Genomic DNA, 248 nt, shown 5'->3' on the forward strand with positions numbered 1-248 from the left:
CTCCCGTTCTTTGTTCAGGAGGATGTCACTGAATGTTTTCAGGATTTCATCTCCCGCAGGGTGGCCGTAATCATCATTGATTTTCTTGAAATGATCGAGGTCCAACAACACCAGCGTGAAGGTCTTGCCGGTTCTTTCCGCTAAATGGCTCATTTGCAGCAATACTTCATTGAAGCCTTTGCGGTTGCCGGCACCGGTCAAATCGTCATAACGGGTGCCTTGCAAAATAAGTTCTTGGCTATGCAGCC

The 248-nt window shown here is 48.0% G+C and carries 1 protein-coding gene; it reads right to left on the bottom strand.

Going from position 1 to position 248, the window contains the following annotated elements; translation table 11 throughout:
- Window positions 1-248: GGDEF domain-containing protein (locus SB822_RS59500; protein WP_410859428.1), on the bottom strand; the 248-nt coding region annotated here is incomplete at both ends.

Origin of the sequence: Paraburkholderia sp. SIMBA_054, from assembly GCF_046534875.1 — a bacterium.
In the GTDB taxonomy this organism is placed as follows: Bacteria; Pseudomonadota; Gammaproteobacteria; order Burkholderiales; family Burkholderiaceae; genus Paraburkholderia; species Paraburkholderia hospita.